Annotated in this window: 4 protein-coding genes; 2 read left to right on the top strand and 2 right to left on the bottom strand. The window is 77.0% G+C overall.

What is annotated here, in order from left to right:
- On the top strand, positions 1-1,675 hold a 1,675-nt coding region (locus tag AE652_RS36710; RefSeq protein WP_049659431.1), incomplete at its 5' end, for a cysteine protease StiP domain-containing protein.
- Positions 1,675-2,508 carry a hypothetical protein gene (locus AE652_RS36705; RefSeq protein WP_049659429.1) on the top strand — a complete coding sequence of 278 codons (834 nt, stop codon included), beginning with the start codon at positions 1,675-1,677 and terminating at the stop codon, positions 2,506-2,508. The genes AE652_RS36710 and AE652_RS36705, both read left to right, overlap by 1 nt.
- Before the next feature lie 42 nt (positions 2,509-2,550).
- On the opposite strand, the gene AE652_RS36700 is transcribed toward AE652_RS36705, so the two are convergent.
- Together AE652_RS36700 and AE652_RS36695 are read right to left on the bottom strand one after the other, a co-directional pair.
- Positions 2,551-2,766 carry a zinc ribbon domain-containing protein gene (locus AE652_RS36700; RefSeq protein WP_049659427.1) on the bottom strand — a complete coding sequence of 72 codons (216 nt, stop codon included), beginning with the start codon at positions 2,764-2,766 and terminating at the stop codon, positions 2,551-2,553.
- Between the two features lie 101 nt (positions 2,767-2,867).
- On the bottom strand, positions 2,868-4,116 hold a 1,249-nt coding region (locus tag AE652_RS36695), incomplete at its 5' end, for a hypothetical protein (protein WP_049659425.1).

Raw genomic sequence — 4,116 nt, 5'->3', positions numbered from 1 at the left:
GCCCAGCCGGCGGAGCACCCCGAGGACGAAGCGGCTCGGCTTCGAGGAGCTGATGTACGCGCCGCTGCGCCTGGCCGACGCCCTCGCCGAGCGGCTCGGCGGCGACCGCGTCCGGTTCTCCACCACCACCCGCTCGCCCGTCCTGGCGGTGGACGACCCCGGCTACGCCATCCGCACCCGGCTCGCCTTCCCCGCCCACGACGACCCGCGGGACGGCGGCTCGTCCGAGCGCTACGCGTACAACGTCGCCCCCGGCAGCGACCCGGCGCGGCGCTTCGACGCCGTGGTGCTGGTGGTGGACGACGTGGCCGACACCCCGGCGCTGCACGAGGGCGAGCACGCGCTGCTCGGCCAGCTGCGGCGGGTGACCGACCGGGTGGTGCTCGCCGTGCTGCCCTCGCACCGGCCGGTGCCCGTCGTGCCCGCTCCGCTCGCCGCGCCCTCGTCGCTGCCCGGGCCCCTGTCGCCGCCCGGGTCTTCGAAGCTGCCCGGTTCTTCGGAGTTGCCCGCGCCCCTGTACGGGCCGGCGTTCTCCTCGTACCCGGCCGAGGAGGTGGCCTGGCTGCTCAAGGACCTCTCCGGGGTCGCGCTCGAAGCCCCCACCGAGGAGCGCGAGGAGGCCGTCCAGAACGGTGGCGCCCACTACGCCGAATCGCTGCCGGTCGAGTACCAGCCCAGCCCCGAGTACCAGGAGCTGTTCCACCAGGCGCTGCGCGGCTCCGCCGGCCGGATCGCGCTCGCCGTCGGCACCGTCGCCGAGACGCTGCTGCGCGAGCGCGGCCCCGGGCTGGTGCTGGCCTCGCTGGCCCGGGCCGGCACGCCCGTCGGCATCCTGGTCCGCCGCTGGCTGGCCTTCGCCCACGGCCTGTCGGTGCCGCACTACGCGGTCTCGATCGTGCGCGGCCGCGGCATCGACCCGGTCGCACTGCGGTACCTGGCGGCCCACCACCGGGCGCGGGACGTGGTGTTCGTGGACGGCTGGACGGGCAAGGGCGCGATCACCCGCGAACTGGCCGACGCGCTGGCCGGCACCGGCTTCGACCCGGACCTCGCGGTGCTCGCCGACCCGGGCCGCTGCGTGCGGACGTACGGCACCAGGGACGACTTCCTGATCCCGTCCGCCTGCCTCAACTCCACGGTCTCCGGGCTGGTTTCGCGCACCGTGCTGCGCGCCGGGCTGATCGGGCCGGACGACTTCCACGGGGCCAAGCACTACGCCGAGCTGGCCGGGAACGACGTCTCGGCGCTCTTCCTGGACGCGGTGGCCGCCCGCTTCGGCGAGGTCCGCGCCGCGGCGGTCGAGGGCGCCGACCGGCTCGCCGCCGACCCGCACCGGGAGCCCGACCGGGCCGGCTGGGCCGCCGTCGAGCGGATCAGCGCCGAGTACGGCATCGACAACGTCAACCTGGTCAAGCCCGGGGTCGGCGAGACCACCCGGGTGCTGCTGCGCCGCGTCCCCTGGCGGATCCTCGCCCGGCGCGGCGCCGGGGCGGACCTCGACCACGTCCGGCTGCTCGCCGCCCAGCGCGGCGTCGAGGTCGAGGAGGTGGACGGCCTGCCGTACACCTGCGTCGGCCTGATCCACCCCCGCTACAGCCGCGGGGCGACCGGGGGAGACGGGCGCGCGGTGGCCGACGGGGGCACCGTGACCGAGACGACGGGGAGGGAATCCTGATGGGTGTCCTGGTGGCCAGCGACCTCGACCGGACGCTGATCTACTCCGAGCGGGCCATGGCCCTGGCCGGGCCCGACCGGCTGGCGCCGAGGCTGCTCTGCGTCGAGGTGTACCAGGGGCGGCCGCTGTCCTTCATGACCGAGCGGGCCGCCGGGCTGCTCGCCGAACTCGCCCGGGAGGCCTGCTTCGTCCCGGCCACCACCCGCACGCCGGAGCAGTACGGGCGGGTCAACCTGCCCGGCCCGACGCCGGACTGGGTCCCCGCGTACGCGATCTGCGCCAACGGCGGGCAGCTGCTGGTGGACGGCGTGCCGGACGGTGACTGGCGGGCCGAGATCACCGCGCGGATAGCCGCCGGCTCGGCCCCGCTGGAGGAGGTCGTCCGGCGGCTCGCCCTGTGCGCCGACCCGGAGTGGACGCACAAGCGACGGGTCGCCGACGAGCTGTTCGCCTACCTGGTGGTCGAGCGCGCCGCGCTGCCGGAGGGCTGGCTGGCGGAGCTGACCGGCTGGTGCGCCGAGCGCGGCTGGACGGTCTCCCTGCAGGGCCGCAAGGTGTACGCGGTGCCCGCGCCGCTCACCAAGAGCGCCGCGCTGGCCGAGGTCGTCCGGCGCGGCGGCGCGGACACCGTGCTGGCGGCCGGGGACTCGCTGCTCGACGCCGACCTGCTGCTCGCGGCGGACGCGGGCTGGCGCCCGGGGCACGGCGAACTCGCGGACAGCGGCTGGACGGCCCCCGGCGTCACCGCCCTGACGGAGGTGGGGGTGACGGCGGGGGAGGAGATCGTCCGGCGGTTCCTGGCGGGGGCGTCGGCCCTGCCGGTCGGGGGCTGACCCCCGGGTCCGGGTTCGGGTCCGGGTTCGGCTGCGGGTGGGTCAGCCGCAGCAGCCGCCGCCGCAGCAACCGCCCCCGCCCCCGGCGGGGGCCTGCGGGGCGGCGGCCGCGCCGCCCGTGACGGCGACGGTGGACAGCAGCTTCACGGTGTCCTGGTGGCCCTGCGGGCAGACGGCGGGGTCGTTGGCCTGGGCCATCGGGCGGCGGAGCTCGAAGGTGGCGCCGCAGGAGCGGCAGCGGAAGTCGTAGCGAGGCATACCGGCAGGGTACCGAGCGGGGTCCCCGCCGGCAGCCCGCTTCGGGTGCTTCCAGGGCCTCCGGGTGCTTCGGTGCTACCGATGCCTTGGCGCTCCCGGTGCTACCGGTGGCCGCCGAGGTCCCCGCGGATCAGCTCGATCACCCGTGCCGCCGTGTCCCGCACCGCCGCGAGCTCGGTCAGGAAGTGCCAGTAGTCGGGGTGCCGGCCGGCCGCCTCCAGCGTGGCCACGGCGCGGTCCAGCCGGGCCACCGCCTCGTCCAGCGGGGCGGCGTGCCGCGGGTCCGGCGCGCTGCGCCCGGCCATCGCCAGCCGCTGCGCGTCCCGGATGGCGAAGCGGGCGCGCTCGATCTCCCGGTTGGGGTCGTGCTGCACCTCGTTCAGCTGCCGCAGCCGGTCGTTCGCCGCGAGCACCGAGCCGTCGGCGGTCTCCAGCAGCGCGCGGACCGTCCCGATCGCGGCGGTGGCGTCGGCCCAGCGCTGCTCGTCCCGGGCCCGGGCGGCCTCGGCGAGCTTGCGCTCGGCGGCCCGCCCGGCCTCCGCGACCTGGTCCGGCACCCGCTGGAGGTCCTGCCAGCAGGAGGTGCTGAACCGGCGGCGCAGCTCGCTCAGGGCGGGCTCGACCGTCTCGGCCTTGGTCTCCAGCGCCTGGATGCGGGTCCGCAGGCTCGCCACCCGCCGGTCGATCTCCCGCGCCCGCTCCGGCAGTTGTCCGGCGTCGGCGGCGATCGCCTCGGCGCGCTGCTTCACGTCCTCCGCGCGCCGCAGGGTGTCCGCGACCCCGTGCCGGGCCGGGCCCTCGTTCAGCCGGCCGAGCTCGGGCGCCAGTTCGGCGAGCCGGGCCGCCAGGTCGTCCGCCCGCAGGCCGGCGCCGCGCGCCCCGTCCAGCGCGGTGGTGGCCGCGAGCAGCGCGCGCTTGGCCTGCTCGACCGCCGGGGTGACCCGCATCAGCTGCTGCTCGGCGTGCTCGACGGTCGGCTGCAGGCGGCGCAGGAAGTCGTTCAGCTCCGCGCGGGCCGAGCCGAGCTGGCTCTTCACGTCCTCCAGCCGGCGCCTGGCCTGCGCGGCCGTGCCGGCGTCCAGGGTCTCGCTGTCCAGGTTGTGGGCGTCGAGCGCGGCGAGGTAGTTCACGGTGACCTGCTCGACCCGGCCGGAGATCGCCGCCAGGTCGGCCAGCGCACGCTGCGCCGCCGGGCCCTCCTCGGCCGCGCGGACGGTCTCCACCGCGAGCTGCACCTCGCGCTGGGTCTCCTCCAGCTCGTAGAACGCCTCCTGGGCCGCCGCCCGGGCCTCCCGGGCCTGCGCCCGTCCGCCCTCGCCGCCGCCGCGCCGGCCCCACCAGCCGCCGGTT

The organism is Kitasatospora sp. MY 5-36 (genome assembly GCF_001182915.1).
GTDB lineage: Bacteria > Actinomycetota > Actinomycetes > Streptomycetales > Streptomycetaceae > Kitasatospora.
The sequence above is the reverse complement of the archived record's forward strand: the minus strand, read 5'-3'. Positions and strand labels throughout refer to the sequence as shown.